Annotated in this window: 14 protein-coding genes; 10 read left to right on the top strand and 4 right to left on the bottom strand. The window is 64.9% G+C overall.

Annotation, left to right across the window (positions count from 1 at the left end; genetic code table 11):
- The first annotated feature begins 1 nt into the window (after position 1).
- The 6 genes from ntrC (at position 2) to RMR04_RS14550 (ending at position 7,973) form a co-directional block, all read left to right on the top strand.
- Entirely contained in the window at positions 2–1,450 is a 1,449-nt protein-coding gene (ntrC, locus tag RMR04_RS14575; RefSeq protein WP_103716763.1) for a nitrogen regulation protein NR(I), read from the top strand.
- A 287-nt stretch (positions 1,451–1,737) separates the two neighbouring features.
- Complete coding sequence (locus RMR04_RS14570) at positions 1,738–3,996, top strand: sensor histidine kinase NtrY-like (protein ID WP_311915316.1); 2,259 nt, start codon at positions 1,738–1,740, stop codon at positions 3,994–3,996.
- Positions 3,993–5,360, top strand: a complete 1,368-nt coding sequence (locus RMR04_RS14565; protein WP_310153553.1) for a nitrogen assimilation response regulator NtrX — start codon at positions 3,993–3,995, stop codon at positions 5,358–5,360. The genes RMR04_RS14570 and RMR04_RS14565 overlap by 4 nt, the downstream gene beginning before the upstream one ends.
- Positions 5,361–5,572: 212 nt before the next feature.
- On the top strand, positions 5,573–5,821 hold the full coding sequence (gene hfq, locus RMR04_RS14560; RefSeq protein WP_069691554.1) for an RNA chaperone Hfq: 249 nt from the start codon (positions 5,573–5,575) through the stop codon (positions 5,819–5,821).
- 5 nt (positions 5,822–5,826) lie between these two features.
- On the top strand, positions 5,827–7,218 hold the full coding sequence (gene hflX / locus RMR04_RS14555) for a GTPase HflX (protein ID WP_311915312.1): 1,392 nt from the start codon (positions 5,827–5,829) through the stop codon (positions 7,216–7,218).
- Positions 7,219–7,265: 47 nt separating this feature from the next.
- A complete protein-coding gene (locus tag RMR04_RS14550) occupies positions 7,266–7,973 on the top strand; it encodes an SDR family oxidoreductase (RefSeq protein ID WP_311915311.1) in 708 nt (235 codons plus the stop codon).
- 45 nt (positions 7,974–8,018) lie between these two features.
- On the opposite strand, the gene mazG is transcribed toward RMR04_RS14550, so the two are convergent.
- Positions 8,019–8,867 carry a nucleoside triphosphate pyrophosphohydrolase gene (gene mazG / locus RMR04_RS14545; RefSeq protein ID WP_311915310.1) on the bottom strand — a complete coding sequence of 283 codons (849 nt, stop codon included), beginning with the start codon at positions 8,865–8,867 and terminating at the stop codon, positions 8,019–8,021.
- Between the two features lie 37 nt (positions 8,868–8,904).
- On the opposite strand from mazG, the gene arfB reads away from it, so the two are divergent.
- The 3 genes from arfB (at position 8,905) to RMR04_RS14530 (ending at position 10,752) form a co-directional block, all read left to right on the top strand.
- A complete protein-coding gene (gene arfB, locus RMR04_RS14540) occupies positions 8,905–9,324 on the top strand; it encodes an alternative ribosome rescue aminoacyl-tRNA hydrolase ArfB (protein ID WP_311915309.1) in 420 nt (139 codons plus the stop codon).
- Positions 9,324–9,878: a regulatory protein RecX gene (locus RMR04_RS14535; protein WP_311915308.1), complete on the top strand. Its 555-nt coding sequence runs from the start codon at positions 9,324–9,326 to the stop codon at positions 9,876–9,878. Before arfB ends, RMR04_RS14535 begins: the two co-directional genes overlap by 1 nt.
- 319 nt (positions 9,879–10,197) lie before the next feature.
- Positions 10,198–10,752 (top strand): hypothetical protein, encoded by a 555-nt coding sequence (locus RMR04_RS14530; RefSeq protein ID WP_311915307.1) that lies wholly within the window; start codon positions 10,198–10,200, stop codon positions 10,750–10,752.
- A 139-nt stretch (positions 10,753–10,891) separates the two neighbouring features.
- Here RMR04_RS14530 and RMR04_RS14525 read toward each other — a convergent pair whose 3' ends face one another.
- Positions 10,892–11,872 carry a Bug family tripartite tricarboxylate transporter substrate binding protein gene (locus RMR04_RS14525; RefSeq protein ID WP_311915306.1) on the bottom strand — a complete coding sequence of 327 codons (981 nt, stop codon included), beginning with the start codon at positions 11,870–11,872 and terminating at the stop codon, positions 10,892–10,894.
- Positions 11,873–12,069: 197 nt separating this feature from the next.
- Between RMR04_RS14525 and RMR04_RS14520 the strand changes: the two genes are divergently transcribed.
- Positions 12,070–12,567, top strand: a complete 498-nt coding sequence (locus RMR04_RS14520) for a class I SAM-dependent methyltransferase (RefSeq protein ID WP_311915304.1) — start codon at positions 12,070–12,072, stop codon at positions 12,565–12,567.
- 203 nt (positions 12,568–12,770) lie between these two features.
- Here the strand turns inward: RMR04_RS14520 and RMR04_RS14515 are convergent, their stop codons facing one another.
- Both RMR04_RS14515 and RMR04_RS14510 read right to left on the bottom strand, forming a co-directional pair.
- Positions 12,771–14,321 (bottom strand): cation:proton antiporter, encoded by a 1,551-nt coding sequence (locus RMR04_RS14515; RefSeq protein ID WP_311915303.1) that lies wholly within the window; start codon positions 14,319–14,321, stop codon positions 12,771–12,773.
- 213 nt (positions 14,322–14,534) lie between these two features.
- Positions 14,535–15,527 carry a LacI family DNA-binding transcriptional regulator gene (locus RMR04_RS14510; RefSeq protein ID WP_311915301.1) on the bottom strand — a complete coding sequence of 331 codons (993 nt, stop codon included), beginning with the start codon at positions 15,525–15,527 and terminating at the stop codon, positions 14,535–14,537.
- Positions 15,528–15,652: the final 125 nt, after the last annotated feature.

The raw sequence follows: 15,652 nt of genomic DNA, 5'->3' as shown, positions 1-15,652 counted from the left end.
AATGCCGACCGGTAACATTCTCGTCGCGGACGACGACGCCGCGATCCGCACCGTCCTCAATCAAGCCCTTGCCCGGGCCGGATATGAGGTGCGGACAACCGGCCAGGCGGCGACGCTCTGGACCTGGGCCGCGCAGGGCCTCGGCGACCTCATCATCACCGATGTGGTGATGCCCGACGGCAACGCCTTCGACCTGCTGCCGCGCATCAAGCGGGTGCGCCCCGAGCTGCCGATCATCGTGATGAGCGCGCAGAATACCTTCATGACGGCGATCAAGGCCTCCGAGCGCGGCGCCTATGAGTATCTGCCCAAGCCCTTCGACCTGAAGGAGCTCGTCGCCATCGTCGGGCGCGCCCTGTCGCGGCCACGCGGCGATGGTGGCAGGGCCAATGCGGCCGAGCCTGACGATATTCCCCTGATCGGCCGCTCGCCGGCGATGCAGGATGTCTACCGCGCGCTTGCCCGGCTGATGCCGATCGATCTCACCGTGATGATCAACGGCGAGTCCGGCACCGGCAAGGAGCTGGTCGCGCGGGCTCTGCACGATTACGGCAAGCGCAAGAACGGTCCATTCGTGGCGATCAACATGGCCGCGATCCCGAAGGACCTGATCGAATCCGAGCTGTTCGGCCATGAGAAGGGTGCCTTCACCGGCGCGCTGACGCGCTCGTCGGGCCGCTTTGAGCAGGCCGAGGGCGGAACGCTCTTCCTCGACGAGATCGGTGACATGCCGATGGAGGCCCAGACGCGCCTCCTGCGCGTGCTGCAGCAGGGCGAATACACCACCGTCGGCGGCCGGACGCCGATCAAGACCAATGTCCGCATCGTGGCCGCGACCAACAAGGATTTGCGCATCTCGATCGCGCAGGGGCTGTTCCGCGAGGATCTGTTCTTCCGGCTCAACGTGGTGCCGATCCGCCTGCCGCCCTTGCGCGAGCGCGTCGAGGACATTCCGGATCTGGCGCGCCATTTCTTCTCGCTGGTCGAGAAGGAGGGGCTGCCGCATAAGCAGATCGATTCGGAAGCGATGGACGTGATGCGGCGCTATCGCTGGCCCGGCAACGTCCGCGAGCTCGAGAATCTCGTCCGCAGGCTCGCCGCGCTCTATCCGCAGGAGACGATCACGGCGCCGATCGTCGATGCGGAGCTCCAACCGGCTTCGCCGACGACGAGTTTCTCGGGCGGAACAGCGCCCGAGCGGGCCGAGACGCTGTCGGGTTCGGTCGAGCGCCATCTCAACCAGTATTTCGGCGGTTTCGGCGATAATATCCCGCCGCCGGGCCTGTATCACCGTATTCTGCGCGAGGTCGAGCCGCCTTTGATTGCTGCAGCCTTGGCCGCGACACGGGGCAATCAGATCCGTGCCGCCGAATTGCTCGGCCTGAATCGCAACACGCTGCGCAAGAAGATCCGCGAACTGGACATGCAGGTCGTGCGCTCGCCGCGCTAGAGCAGGATGCGAAAAATTGGGAACCGGTTTTTCGCAATCGATCCTGCTCTAACTCTTTGACGAGAGACGGATTCAGATTTCAGTCGGGATCACTTGGTGATCCCGACTGAAATCATCCGGCTCTGAGGCTTCTGCAAGGGCGGCCGTGCCGCCTTTCATATGTCGCATTTTGACAACACCGTTGCGGCGGCGCATCTATGCCGCCCGCAAGCTTGGATGTCCGTCCGCGCTTGCTGCACCGGAGTTGTCGAAGAACCGTGTCAGCCTCGATCAGCGATGTCAGAATCATGCCGCGTGGGGAGGACCCGCCACGCCGCGTGTCGGGCTGGCTCGGCGCGGTCGTCGTCGTTTTCGCGCTCGTCTCGGCGCTGGTCACCTTCCTGGTGCTGTCAGGCGTCACGCCGATCGCCCCGGTCCATGAGGTGGTCGTCGGCGTCTTCATCCTCAACGCCCTGCTGATCCTGCTGCTGCTGGTCATCGTCGCTTTCGAGACGGCGGTGCTGATCCGGGCGCGGCGAGCCGGCGCCGCTGCGGCCGGCCTTCATGTCAGAATCGTCGGTCTTTTCAGCATCATCGCGACATTGCCTGCGATTCTGGTCGCGGTGATCGCGACCGTGACCATCGAGCGTGGGCTGGAGCCCTGGTTCTCCGACCGGATGCGCGACGCGATCTTCAAATCCGTCGAGGTCGCCGACGCCTATGCCGCGGGACAGTGCAAGTCGCTCGGGCGCGAGATCCGGATCTTCGCCGACGACCTGGCGCGCGCGAAACCTGCCTTCGATGTCGACCGCAAATGGTTCGAGAACTTCCTGACAGCCCGCGCGACAGCTCTCGGAGTGCCGGTGGCGGCGATCATGAGCCCGCCCGACAAGGTGCTGGTGCGGGCGAATATCGATATTCTGCGCGATGCGCCCAAGCCGGACCAGGCCGCGTTCGACGATGCACAATCGGCCCCAGAGCCGATCTGCGTCGTGCCCGAGACCAGCCGGATCTTCGGCGCGCTCGTCAAACTGCCGGCCTATGACAACGGCTTTCTCTATATCGCCCGCGAGGTCGATCCACTCGCGGTCGAGTTCCCCGCTGTCGCGCGCGGGGCGGCCGTCGAATATCTCGCCATCGACGCCCGGCGAAAGGGCGTGCAGATCGCCTTCGCTTCGATGTACGGGCTGATCGCGGTCATCCTGCTGCTCTCGGCGATCTGGCTCGGTCTCAGCTTCGCCAACGGCCTGGTCGCGCCGATCCGGCGGATGATTCATGCAACCGACCAGGTCTCCAGCGGCAATTTCTATGTCCAGGTGCCGATCCGACGATCGGAGGGGGATCTTGCCCATCTCGGCGAGACCTTCAACAAGATGACGGCGGAGTTGCGCCGGCAACGCGATGGCTTGGTGACCGCAAGCGAGGTGATCGACCGACGACGACGCTTCACCGAAACGGTTCTGTCGGGCGTCTCCTCGGGCGTCGTCGGTCTCGATGGCGACGGCCATATCACCATCATCAACCGCTCCGCCGAGGGGCTGCTCGGCACTGGTGGACGGGTCTTCGGCGAACCGATCGCACAGGTCGCTCCCGAGATCGCAGCCTTCGTCGGCGATGCGCTGCATGGGCGCCAGCGGCAGAGCGCCGGCCAGGTCGCGATCACGCGGGCCGGGCGCGACCGCATGGTCAATGTTCGTGCGGTCCGAGAAGGCGAGGGGGCGGGTGCCGGGCTCGTGGTAACGCTCGACGACATCACCGATCTGGTCTCGGCGCAGCGCACGGCCGCCTGGGCCGATGTCGCGCGCCGTATCGCCCATGAGATCAAGAACCCGCTGACGCCGATCCAGCTCTCGGCCGAGCGCATCCGTCGCAAGTTCGGCCGCGTCATCGTCGAGGACAAGGAGATCTTCGACCAGTGCACCGCCACCATTGTCCGCCAGGTCGAGGATATCCGGCGGATGGTCGATGAATTCTCCTCTTTCGCCCGCATGCCCAAGCCGTCGCTGTCTCGCGACGACATCGTCGAGACGGTGCGCCAGATCGTCTTCCTGATGCGGGTCGGCAACCCCGAGCTGACGATCTCGGAAAACTTGCCGGCGACGCCGGTGTTGGCCCAGTTCGACCGCCGCTTGATCTCGCAGGCACTGACCAATGTGATCAAGAACGCGACGGAGGCGATCGAGGCCGTGCCGATGGAGACGCGTGGGCCCGGCCAGATCGAGGTCGCGTTCGCGCGCTATGAGGATGGCCGGATCGTCATCGACGTGATCGACAACGGCAAGGGCCTGCCCGCCGACCAGCGCCAGAAGCTGCTGGAGCCCTATATGACGACGCGCGAGGGCGGCACCGGTCTGGGACTGGCGATCGTCGGCAAGATTCTGGAGGACCATGGCGGCGGGATCGAGCTTCTCGACCGACCCGACGCCACGGAAGGTCAGCGCGGGGCGCGGGTCCGGCTCTGGTTCCCCGAAACCGGTCCCGCTGAGGATCCGGACAACGAGACTGCGAATGGCCGCGACATGAGCGCGCCCGACGCCCGAGACAAGCGAAATGGAATTGCCGTATGAGTGCCGATATTCTGGTCGTTGATGACGAAGTCGATATTCGCGAGCTGGTGGCCGGCCTGCTGGAGGATGAAGGCTATCGCACGCGCAAGGCAGGCTCCGCCGACGAGGCGCTCGCGGCGATCGCGGCGCGCAGGCCTAATCTCGTCTTCCTCGACATCTGGCTGCAGGGCAGCCGGCTCGACGGCCTGCAGGTGCTCGAGCTGATCAAGGAGAGCCATCCCGATCTCGCGGTGGTGATGATCTCGGGTCACGGCAACATCGAGACGGCGGTCTCGGCGATCAAGAGCGGCGCCTATGACTTCATCGAGAAGCCGTTCAAGGCGGACCGTCTCGTGCTGGTGGCCGAGCGGGCGCTGGAGGCTTCGCGGCTCAGGCGCGAGGTCCGCGAGCTGAAGAAGGGCTCGGTGCAGGCGAGCCGGATCGTCGGCCGCTCGACCGTGGTCAATCAATTGCGCCAGACGATCGAACGCGTCGCACCCACCAATGCCCGCGTGCTGATCAGCGGCGAGCCGGGCTGCGGCAAGGAATTGACGGCGCGCACGCTGCACGAAGCGTCGAGCCGATCTTCGGCGCCCTTCATCGTCATCAATGCGGCGACGATCACGCCCGACACGATGGAAGAGGAGCTGTTCGGCGTCGAGGGCGGCGAGGGGCGGACGCGCCGCGTCGGCGCACTCGAGGAAGCGCATGGCGGCTCGCTCTATATCGACGAGATCGGCGATATGCCGCGCGAGACGCAAAACCGCATCCTGCGCGTGCTGGTCGACCAGAATTTCCAGCGTGTCGGCGGCGCAACGCGCGTGCATGTCGATGTCCGGATCATTTCGTCGACCAGCCGCGATCTGGCGCAACTGATCAGCGAGGGGCAGTTCCGCGAGGATCTCTATCACCGCCTCAGCGTCGTGCCGGTCAAGGTGCCGGCGCTGTCGGAGCGGCGCGAGGACGTGCCGGAGCTGATCGAGTTCTTCATGGACCAGATCTCGGTCGCGACCGGCCTGCCGAAGCGGCGCATCGGCTCGGACGCGATGGCGGTGCTGCAGTCGCATGAATGGCCGGGTAACGTCCGGGAACTGCGCAACAATGTCGAACGATTGATGATCCTGACCAAGGGCGATCCCACGGCGGATGTCACGGTCGAGATGCTGCCGGCCGAAGTCGGTGCCATGGTGCCGACGACGCCCTCCGGCTCGGGCGGCGAACGGCTGATGAGCCTGCCTCTGCGCGATGCGCGCGAGATCTTCGAGCGCGAATATCTGATCGCCCAGATCGCCCGCTTTTCCGGCAATATCTCGCGAACCGCCGAGTTCATCGGGATGGAGCGCTCGGCCTTGCATCGCAAGCTGAAGTCGCTCGGAGTCGGTTGAGCGGCGGCTAAGCGCTGATTGCATGTCCGTCTGCACGATACGCAGGCGTCATGCGCAAATAGGATGCGGCATCACCCTTGCTTTGTCATAGAACACGACGATCTAATGCAGGATCGGTGTTTCGAAGCGGCGCGCTCAGCGCGCGATCGCGAACGAAACGAAATGGATCGCGGGTGCAACCCGATGAGCGATCCCAACAATAGGGGCTACCCATGGCCGCAGAGCGGGCACAAAACCTTCAGGACACTTTCCTCAATCACGTTCGCAAGCAGAAGATTCCTCTGACGATCTTCCTCGTCAATGGCGTGAAGCTGCAGGGCGTGGTCACCTGGTTCGACAATTTCTGCGTGCTGCTGCGGCGCGACGGGCATTCGCAGCTCGTCTACAAGCATGCGATCTCGACGATCATGCCGGGCCACCCCGTGCAGCTGTTCGAGCCCGAGGAAGTGGACAAGGCCTGAGGCTCATGGCCGGTCGCGGCGGGGCAGACGAGACCGAGAAGACCGTCAAGCCGCTCGACGAGATCGAACGCGACATTGCCGCCAATACGCGCGCCTATGTCGTGGGCCCGTATTCGCAGCGCCGCGGCGGTGCGGGCAGCGCTGACACGAATCAGCGCTCCTTCGCGGCACGGCTCGACGAGGCCGTCGGCCTTGCCGCCGCCATCGATTTGACCGTCATCGAGCCGATCCAGGTTATGCTCACGGCGTTTCGTCCTGCCACCTATCTCGGCAAGGGCAAGGTCGAGGAGCTGACTGAGCGCATCAAGATCGAGGAGATCGGCCTCGTCGTGATGGATTGCGCGCTGTCGCCGGTGCAGCAGCGCAATCTTGAGAAGGCGTTCGGCTGCAAGGTGATCGACCGCACCGGCCTGATCCTCGAGATCTTCGGTCGACGGGCGCGCACACGCGAAGGCGCGCTGCAGGTAGAGCTTGCGCATCTCAACTACCAGAAGAGCCGGCTGGTGCGGTCCTGGACCCATCTTGAGCGCCAGCGCGGCGGCTTCGGCTTCCTCGGTGGCCCCGGCGAGACGCAGATCGAGGCGGACCGGCGCATCATCCAGGAGCGCATGACCAAGATCGAGCGCGATCTCGAGAGCGTGAAGCGGACCCGCTCGCTCCATCGCGCAAGCCGTAAACGCGTGCCTTATCCCGTGGTTGCGCTGGTTGGTTATACCAATGCCGGAAAATCGACGCTGTTCAATCGGCTGACCTCGGCCGAGGTGCTGGCGCAGGACATGCTGTTTGCCACGCTCGACCCGACCGCACGCGCGATCAAGCTGCCGCATGGCGCGCGGATCATGCTTTCGGACACGGTCGGCTTCATCTCGGACCTGCCGACGCAGCTCGTCGCGGCGTTCCGCGCGACGCTGGAAGATGCGATCGAGGCCGATGTGCTGCTGCATGTCCGCGACGTGGCCCATGAGGACACGCAGGCCCAGGCCGCCGACGTGCAGGGCATCCTGCGCGATCTCGGCATCGATCCCGATGATGGCCAGCGCGTGATCGAGGTCTGGAACAAGTCGGACCTGCTCGATGGCTCGGAACGCGAGCGCCAGCTTAGCCTCGTCGCACTGAAGTCCGAAGCCTCGCGGCCGGTGCTGGTCTCGGCCTTGACCGGCGACGGCATCGCCCGGCTGACGGACGCGATAGAGGCACGCATTGCCAGGAGCCGGCCGGTTTACCGGCTGGTGCTGGCGCCCGGCGACGGTAAATCGCTTGCCTGGCTGCACGCCAATGGTGAAATCTTGGAGCGGGCGGATGCCGAGGACGGGGCGCTGAGCCTCGTCGTGCGGCTGCCGCCCGAGCGCGAAGGAGCCTTTGGCGTGCGGTTCCCGGAGGCGGAGCGGCAAAGCTAGGCCTCCAGCGCGGCAGGTAATGTGATCTCGGTCGAGGAGCACATCGCATGATTGGCGTGGGTGAAACAGTTGTCGTGATCGGTGGCTCGTCCGGGATTGGCCTGGCCGTCGCGCGGCTGGCGGCCTCGCAAGGCGCGCGCGTGGTCATCATTGGACGTGAAAAGACCAAGTTGGAGGCTGCAGTCTCCGCGATCGGACCGTCAGCGCGTGGCGAAATCGTTGACGCCCGGGATCGTACTGCTCTGGCGGGGTTCTTCCAGAGACTTGGGCCTTTCAACCATCTGATTTTGGCGGCTTCCGGCGGTCGCGGGGCCGGGGCGTTTCGCGAACTCGACGGCGACGGGCTGCGCGCCGGTTTCGAAGCCAAGTTCTGGGCGCAATGGAACGCAGCCCAGGCGGCGCTTCCGACGCTTCAACCCGCTGGCTCCATGGTCTTCATCACGGCGGCTTCATCGCGGCTGGCAAATCCCGGAACCTCAGGGCTCGCAGCCGTCAACGGCGCGCTCGAGCGCATGGTCGTGACTCTGGCACGGGAGTTGGCGCCAATCCGCATCAATGCGGTATCGCCAGGCGTGATCGATACGGGCTGGTGGGACAACAAACCGGCAGACCTGTTTGAAAGTTCATATGGCAAGGCTCCGCTCGCCCGCCCCGGCCAGCCGGATGAGGTCGCTGATGCGGTGCTCTTCCTGATGGGAAACACCTTCGTCACCGGAGTGATTCTGGATGTCGATGGCGGCCTGCATCTGACATAGCGGCCTGCACCTGACATAGAGAGTGGCCGAGACCGGCCTCGCGCCTCAGCCTGTGCCGGGCGGCGATGCCTTCTCCCCGCGCTTGACCTGTTGCCAGAGCGCTTCCAGCTCTTCGAGCGTGGCGTCCTTTGCGTGGCGCCCCTCCGCCTCCAGCGCGGCCTCGATGCCCTTGAAGCGGCGCTCGAACTTGGCGTTGGCGGCGTGGAGGCAGCCTTCCGGGTCGGCATCGACATGGCGGGCGAGATTGGCGACGACGAAGAGCAGATCGCCGATTTCCTCGCGGATCGCCGCTTTGTCGCCCAGTGCGAGCGCCTCCTCGATCTCGGCGGTCTCTTCCCGGACCTTGTCGAGCACGAGCCTGGCGTCGTTCCAGTCGAAGCCGACGGTCGAGGCTTTGGCCTGGAGTTTCCAGGCGCGGCTGAGGGCGGGCAGGCCTTGGGTGACACCCGCCAGCACGCCCTTGTCCTCGACCTGCTCGGGCAGGCCGGCCGCTTGCCGCACTGCTGCCTTCTCGGCCTTCTCCTGCGCCTTGATGCTGTGCCAGAGCGCCTTGACCTCGGCGGGAGACAGATCGCGCGCAGCGCCGAAGACATGCGGGTGGCGGCGGATCATCTTGGTGGTAACGGCCTCGACCACGTCGGGAAAAGCGAAAGCGCCTTCCTCCTCCGCCATCTGCGCGTGGTAGACCACCTGCAGCAACAGATCGCCGAGCTCGTCCTTGAGATCGAGCCTGTCGCCGCGCGTGATCGCATCGGCAACCTCATAGGCCTCCTCGACCGTATAGGGCGCGATCGAGGCGAAGTCCTGCTCCAGATCCCAGGGGCAGCCTGTGCCCGGCGTGCGGAGCGCCGCCATGATCTCGATCAGGCGGGCGATGTCGCGAGAAGGCTTCAACGCTGCAAATCTCCGTGAAGTGAGATAGCCTCGTCCCATGATTCAAGTCACCCCGTCCATCGCGATCGACGAGAGCGAGCTCGAAGAAAGCTTCGTGCGCGCCTCTGGCCCAGGCGGCCAGCATGTCAACAAGGTGTCGAGTGCGGTCCAGCTCAAATTCGACATCCGGCGCTCGCCCTCGCTGCCCAACGACGTCGCGGTGCGCCTGATGAAGCTCGCCGGCAGCCGGCTGACGCAGGATGGCGTCATCGTCATCGTGGCGCAGGCACAGCGCAGCCAGAAACGCAACCGCGAGGAGGCGCGGGAACGCCTGCTCGAACTGATCCGGGAGGCAGCGGTCCGCCCGCAGACGCGCCGGCCGACAAAGCCGACCAAGGCCTCGAAGGAGAAGCGGCTGGTCTCCAAGGACAAGCGCGCCTCGATCAAGGCCGGCCGCTCCAAGCCGGGGGCGGATTAGTGGCGGGTGACGCTTCGGGCGCGCTGCGCGACAAGCGGCAGGTGCGCAAGCCGCCACGTCGCATCACGCCCGACTATCTGCAACGCGCCGCCATGCACTATCTCGAACGCTATGCGGCGCCTGCCGCGCAGCTTCGCCGCGTGCTGGAGCGCAAGGTCGTGCTGAGCTGCCGCCACCATGGCGACGAACCCGGCCGGTTCTCAAGCTTGCTCGACGAAGTGGTGGCGCGCTGCGTCGCCTCGGGGCTGGTCGATGACCGTCGTTTTGCCGAGGCGCGCGCGGCGAGCTTGCGCCGGCGCGGCCAGTCCACGCGGGCCGTGGCGGCAAAGCTCGCGGCCAAGGGCGTGACGCGCGACCTCGCGACCGAGGCCAGCGCGGCCGAGCCGGAGGACGAATTGGCCGCGGCGCGCATCGCCGCGAAACGCAAGCGGATCGGCCCCTGGCGACGCCCCGACCGGCCTTTCGAGCGGCAGAAGGAGATCGCGGCGCTGGCCCGCGCCGGTTTCTCAATGACGATTGCCCGCACCGTGATCGACGATGGCTGCGGTCGATGATGCGTCCTTGATGGAAGGTGTGGATCGCCTGCGTCAGGGCATGGCGTTGTTCGCCGTTGTTGAAGCCAGCTCGGCATCGTCTTCGAAGGTCAGATTCCTAAGCCAGCCATGAATAGCGTCAGGTCGATCTTGACGATCTCCTGAAGCGCGACGTCGGGATGCTTCTATCTCGTCTAATCTGCGCCGAAAACCGCGCTTTATTGCGATTCCGCTCGATTATGACTACGAGCCTCTACACATAGGGCTTCATCAATGCTGGGCTGTTGGAAAAATAGCCTCAAAATGGAAATGTGCCCAAAGCTGCATGACGGAGAGAATGATGCAGGTCATCTATAAATTTGCGCTGGCGGCACTGTTGTCATGCTCCTCTGCAGATGCGGCCCGACCCGCACCATTCGATCTGGCTAGGATCGATCTGGCCGATGTCCTGGCCTGCAAGATCGATGGAGGTCATTATTTAGGCTTTGCGGTATCGATCAGCGATAGCGGCAGTCCGGGTAGCGCCAAGACGCGTGGCTGGGTGAAGCTTCCGACCCAGAGCCTGATGTTCTCATCATACCGCCTTCCCAAACCGCTTGGCGTCTTTGGCTACACCACCAGCACCGTGGCCTTCACCGGCTCTGCGATGTTTGCGGTCCTGGATCTGCAGAACCCGACCGCACTCGGGGTGGCGCAGGGCGTCACCAATATCCTTGAGGGTTCCGGGCAATTCATGGGCGAGCGCCTCGTGGATGAATCGACCAGGGTGGATAAGGAAACGGGATTTGGCTTCAAGAACCGGTCAGCCCTGCAGATCGCAACAAATTCGGCTTTTCCGGGTAAGACGCTGATCGGGTGCAGCTATGACGGAAAATTGCAGTTTCCTGCATTATGATGGACTCACCGTACAAAATTCCGGCCATCGGATATGACGCTTGCCAAATATAGCAGGCACCGTTCTTCTGACCCTCATGATGCCGATGGAGCCGAGTAGGGCGGTGCGCCGCCCTACCCAGTCTATCCGGAGAATGCCGTCAGTCGAGCTTGACGTTGGCGTCCTTCACGACGGCACCCCAGCGCGCGACCTCCGCCGTCACGAATTTGCCGAATTCGTCGCCTGCGATGTCCGGGATAGGCGAGCCGTTCTTCTGCCAGACATCGACGATCAGCTGGGCTTTCAACGCCTTGGCGACTTCGCTGCGCATGCGCGCGACGATGTCCGGCGGCGTACCTTTGGTTGCCCAGATCGCGTACCAGGTCGCGACGTCATAGCCGTCGAGCCCGGCCTCCTTGGCTGTCGGCACGGTGGCTATCACCTCGGAGCGGGTCGGAGCAGCAACTGCCAGCGCACGCAGCGTGCCGCCTGAAATCTGTGCCGCGGAGGAGCCCAGCCCGTCGAACATGACATCGACCTGGCCGGCGACGAGGTCCTGCATGGCGGGGCCGGCGCCGCGATAGGGCACATGGGTGAGCGGCGCCTTCGCCAGCAGCTTGAAGAGCTCGCCGGCGAGGTGATGCGTTGTGCCGTTGCCGGCGGACGCATAGTTCAGCTTGTCGGGGTTGGCCTTGGCGAAGGCGATCAGCTCGGCAAGCGTCTTGGCCTCGACCTTCTTGGGGTTGACGACGATGACCTGCGGTGGCTGCGCGATCACGCCGACGGGGATGAAATCCTTCTCGATGTTATAGTCGAGCTTCGGATAGAGCGCGGGCGCGATGGCGTGATGGGCGGCGCCGACGAAGAAGGTGTAGCCGTCGGGCGCGGCTTTCGAGGCGGCCGAGGCGCCGACCGTGCCGCCTGCACCGCCGCGGTTGTCGATGATGATGCGTTGGCCAAGCTGCTGCTCCAGCTGCACCGCGATCGGCCGAGCGAAGGTATCCGTGCCGCCACCGGCGGGGAAAGGCACGATGAAGGTAATCGATTTCGTTGGCCAGGTTTGCGCGACGGTTGGAACTGTTGCTGTCGTTGCGAGCCCGGCCGCAGTGAGCAGCAGCAGGATTCGGCGTGAGATGAACATGATGAGAGACCTCCCGTGAATTGTGAAATCAGGCTCTTTTCGGCCATTTCCGATGGAAAACGGCGCAATCGCGTCCGCTATATCGCGGATTAGGGCATTGGACTGTTGCTTTAGCAAGCACGTGGCTGGGAGCGCAGGCATCAGGTGCGGGCATCAGATGATTGACTTCTTTCGTCTTGCCACCGATCAAGAACGTCATGAGCCGCCTCGACAGTTTCATCCGCCGTCTCGAGGCCCAGCGCCGGATTCTGGACTGGGCTGCTGCCGCCATCACGGGTCGGGCTGGGCTCGTGCTTGAGCTCGGCCTCGGCAATGGCCGGACTTACGACCATTTGCGCGAGATCCTGCCGGAGCGCGTGATCTACGCCTTCGATCGTGAGGCCAGGGCCAATCCGCGTTCGCTGCCGCCGCCCGAGGCGCTGGTGCTGGGCGACATGGCGCAGACGCTGCCGGCCTTCGCCGCTGCCCATGGTCGCCGCTCGGTTCTACTTCATGTCGACGCCACGACCGGTGTGCCCGAGCGCGACGCCGTCGCATTGGCCTGGCTGCCGGGGCATGTCGCGGCCCTCGCTGCGGACGACGCGCTCATTATCAGCGGGTCGGAGTTGATCGACGAGGCGCTGCTGGCGACGCCTTTGCCCGAGGGCGTACCGCTCGGACGCTACTTCGCCTATCGGCGCAGGCCGAAGGCCTGAGCAGCCCCTTCGGCGGCAATTGCCCAAGATGGGCTCAAGATCTGATCCAGCAGTGTGTGCCGCCGCTCAACCAGCGCCGAAACCTCACAGCCCAAGGCGATCCATGATCCGGCCGTGAAGGACACTCCTTCTAGCGCAGCGATGATGCGTGGCGGCGACTTCACCGTCCGGAGCGAGGAAGTGGAGCGGCATCTACGGGCGCGCTATGTGCGCTCCTGCGCGGGCAAGGAGCTGAGCTCGAGCCAGTCGAGTTCCTCCTCGACGCGTCGATAGGCGTCATCGCCGATGGTTCCGGCGTTGCGGAGCGCATCAAGCGCGTCGCGCGCCACGGCCACCACGCGGCGGCGCAAATCATTCTCCGGCGTATCGAGCGGATCATGTCCGCGCAGGGCGAGCTTCAACGCCTCGCCATATTCGATGCCAAGGCGCCGAGCGGCTGGTGAATCCTCGCGCTTCAATTCGGAGAGGGCCGCCTTTAGTGCGGCTTTCCGAGCCAGCTTGAGCTCCGTATCAACGACTGCGTCCTTCGGCAGGCTGAGCAGGGCCAGGAGCGGGCGCAGCGTGACGCCCTGAATCACAAGGGTTCCCAGCACGACGACGAAGGCAGCGAGCTGGATGAAGTCGCGATAGGGAAATCCGGCGGGGAGTGCCATGGCAGCCGCCAGCGTGACGATACCGCGCATGCCCGACCAGCCGATCACCAGAGCTCCCTTCGCAGTTGGCGCCGGCATCGTGGCTGTAGCGGATGGCGCCCCGAACAGGTGGTTCTTCCATTCCACCAGCATGTGATGCGTCATCACCCAGGCGATGCGAACGGTGATCACTGTCGCCAGGACGGCAAGCGAGGCGCCGAGATAGCGCAGGCGCTCGGCATCGCTGAGAGGTTCAAGGATAGGGCGGATCTGCAGCCCGATCAGCGTGAACGCCAATACGTTCAACACGACGGCCGCTGTTTCCCAGATGGCGAAGGACGGCACGCGCAGCCGCGCCGGCATTGGCGGGCCTGACTGCCATGCCATCGTCAGCCCATAGACGACGATGGTCACGACTCCGGAAAGACCGAGATGTTCGGCGAAGAGCCATATGCTGAAGGTCGAGACGAACTGGAAGATGACGGAGCTCGGCGCATCCTCGATGAGCCCGATCAATCGGCCGACAGGCCACACCAACGCCCAGCCGACCAGCACGCTGCCGAAACTGACGAGGGCGAAGGTCGGCAGCGCATCCGTGACGGCAAAGCTGCCTGCCACGACCGCTCCCACGGCAAGCTTGTAGATCAGCAGCGCCGAGGCGTCGTTGAGCAGGCTTTCGCCTTCCAGCACCATCCGGATGCGGTGCGGTGGATCCACTTGCTTCAGGACGGCCAGCGCCGCCACGGCGTCAGGCGGCGCAAGCAGCGCGCCGAGCGCGATCGCTGCACCCCATGGAAAATCCGGGAAGATGGCGCGAGCGACAAGCGCGACGATCACTGTGGTGAGGCCGACGGCGGCCAATACGAGAGACAGGATCGGCACCCAGTTGGTTTGAAGATCGCGCAGCGAGGTATCATAGGCGGCATCGAGCAGCACGGGCGCGACGAAGAGGGCGAGGATGAGCTCCGGCGGCAGATCAAGCCGCGGCGCGCCCGGCAGGAACGCGACTGCGGCGCCCCCCAAGGCGAGGAGCGTCGGATAGGGGATGTTCAGCCGCTTCGCGACCACCGACAGGATCGTCGCTCCCAGCAGGAGCACAAGGATGGTCTCGAAGATGAGCATGGGGCGACGATCTTTTCCTGGGCGCTCCGAATGAACAGGAATACCGGGCTTTGGGCGAGGTCGCATAGCCTCCTGCATACGGGAGTGACGAATCTCCCGGCTCCTTCAGGTCAAAGGGGAGGGGTGTCGAGCATCGTTCGAACCACCGGACGAGCAGCATAGGCGCAGCGCTTCCGGCCTGGCTAAGCGTTGAGTCGCATAGCTCCCCGCCGATCAGGGCTCCAGGGAATGCGGCAACAGGATATCGTCCGGCATCGTGCCGCCCCAGAGCGCCGTGAGCTGCTCGACGACCTTGGCGCCGAAATCGGGGTAGGGGATATGGACCGAGGTCAGCCAGGGCGCGATCCAGGCGTTGAGCGGGTTCGCGTCGATGCCGATGAGGAGGCAGGCTTCGGGAATGGCGACGCCACGCTCGACGGCCAATCTGTAGGCGCCATAGGCCATCATGTCGCTGACGCAGAGCAGGCCTTTCGGCCAGGCCCCGGCGCTTGCCGCGACGAGGGCCCGCGCCGCGTCGTAGCCGACCTGAAGATGCGACAATCCAGGCGCCGAAGCGCGCCGGATGCGGTCAGCCTCGACACCGCGCGCGATTAGTCGCTCGACGAAACCGGCGACGCGCTCCGCCGTCGATGACGAGCCCTGCGCGGGAAAGATCACGGCTGGTTCGGTGATCGCGCGTGCCAGGCAATAATCGGCGGCAGCAGCTCCCGCGGCGTGATTGTTGATGCCGACATAGGCACCGCCCTCGGGATTGCGGCGACTGACGAAGACGATCGGCTCTCCGCGTGCGAGCGCGTCGCTTAGTGCCGGGCTCGTGACGGCGCTCACCAGGACATAGCCCTGCACCAGCTGCGAGCGCATGGCCTGCAGGTATTCGTCCTGCAGATCGGCGCGGTCATGCGTGTCGCACAGGATCATGACGTAGCCGGCCGCACGCAGCGCCGCTTCCGTCGACACTGCGATGGCGGCCATGGCCGGGTTGTCGAGGTTGGGTGCAAGCATCGCGACGACGCGGCTCTGGCGCCGACGCAGCGCCCGCCCGACATGGTTGGGCTGGTAGCCGAGCGCGACGACGGCCGCCTGTACGCGCATCACCGTCTGAGCCGAGGCCCGCCGCGTCTCGCCATTCACGATCCGGGATACGGTGGCGACCGAAACCCCTGCCTCGGCGGCAACCGTCGCAAGCGAAACCTGGGCGGCAGACACGAATCTTTGCATCGGCTCCAATCGATTCCCAGGCTCCAATCGATTTTCATGCCGGCGAGATGCGCCGAAACGAGCCTGCCCTGGCCTCCCGTCATCATCGAGGCCTGTCTTTCAATGCCTCGCCA

The organism is Bosea sp. 685, from assembly GCF_031884435.1.
Taxonomy (GTDB): domain Bacteria; phylum Pseudomonadota; class Alphaproteobacteria; order Rhizobiales; family Beijerinckiaceae; genus Allobosea.
Note: the sequence above shows the minus strand (reverse complement) of the source record. Positions and strands in the feature narration are given on the sequence as shown.

Coding starts and splice junctions, on each gene's coding strand:
- ntrC (WP_103716763.1), top strand. CDS start 2: ATGCCGACCGGTAACATTCTCGTCGCGGACGACGACGCCGCGATCCGC.
- RMR04_RS14570 (WP_311915316.1), top strand. CDS start 1,738: ATGCCGCGTGGGGAGGACCCGCCACGCCGCGTGTCGGGCTGGCTCGGC.
- RMR04_RS14565 (WP_310153553.1), top strand. CDS start 3,993: ATGAGTGCCGATATTCTGGTCGTTGATGACGAAGTCGATATTCGCGAG.
- hfq (WP_069691554.1), top strand. CDS start 5,573: ATGGCCGCAGAGCGGGCACAAAACCTTCAGGACACTTTCCTCAATCAC.
- hflX (WP_311915312.1), top strand. CDS start 5,827: ATGGCCGGTCGCGGCGGGGCAGACGAGACCGAGAAGACCGTCAAGCCG.
- RMR04_RS14550 (WP_311915311.1), top strand. CDS start 7,266: ATGATTGGCGTGGGTGAAACAGTTGTCGTGATCGGTGGCTCGTCCGGG.
- arfB (WP_311915309.1), top strand. CDS start 8,905: ATGATTCAAGTCACCCCGTCCATCGCGATCGACGAGAGCGAGCTCGAA.
- RMR04_RS14530 (WP_311915307.1), top strand. CDS start 10,198: ATGCAGGTCATCTATAAATTTGCGCTGGCGGCACTGTTGTCATGCTCC.
- RMR04_RS14525 (WP_311915306.1), bottom strand. CDS start 11,872: ATGTTCATCTCACGCCGAATCCTGCTGCTGCTCACTGCGGCCGGGCTC.
- RMR04_RS14520 (WP_311915304.1), top strand. CDS start 12,070: ATGAGCCGCCTCGACAGTTTCATCCGCCGTCTCGAGGCCCAGCGCCGG.
- RMR04_RS14515 (WP_311915303.1), bottom strand. CDS start 14,321: ATGCTCATCTTCGAGACCATCCTTGTGCTCCTGCTGGGAGCGACGATC.